At 62.4% G+C, this 609-nt stretch carries 1 pseudogene; it reads left to right on the plus strand.

Annotated elements, in window-relative coordinates:
* Positions 1-136 precede the first annotated feature (136 nt).
* Positions 137-609, plus strand: a pseudogene (locus AX703_RS16755) (IS66 family transposase); the annotation flags it as partial.

Genomic DNA, 609 nt, shown 5'->3' on the forward strand with positions numbered 1-609 from the left:
GGCGATGCTGATCGAGGGCCTGAACTGGAAGCAGGCGATCGTACACGACGAGGTGGTGGCGCCGAGCTTGGCCTAGCAATAAACCTTCGGAAAACCGCGATTTTACTGGGGTTTTGCTCTCGCATCGGCTATGAAAATGGCCATGCGGTTCGAGCTTGATCGCCTTCCTTCCGACCCGGTTCTCCTGCAGCGAATGCTGCGGGAAATGGCCGAAGTGCTCGAGCAGGAGCGCGCTGCGTTGAATGCCGCCAAGGCGGTCGTCACCACCCAGAGCCTCACGATCGAGAAGCTCGAGCATCGCTTGGCACGACTGCTGCGCGTCCAGTTCGGCCGCAGCTCCGAGAAGATGGACATCGCCCAATTGCGGCTGATGTTCGACGAAATCGACACGCCTGTTGCCGCCAACGATGACGCGGGATCACTTGGCGAGGTGCGGCAGCCGGCACCGCGTAAAGCTGGGGTCAGGGCGCCGATCCCTGAACATGTGCCGCGCCAGCTGGTGGAGCATCGGCCGGAGACATGCTCGCCGGGCTGTACTGGTCAGCAGACGCAGCTCGGCGAGGACGTCACCGAAGTGCTGGACTATATCCCCGCGCGCTTCCGCGTGAT

Source organism: Novosphingobium sp. CCH12-A3 (assembly GCF_001556015.1).
Taxonomy (GTDB): domain Bacteria; phylum Pseudomonadota; class Alphaproteobacteria; order Sphingomonadales; family Sphingomonadaceae; genus Novosphingobium; species Novosphingobium subterraneum.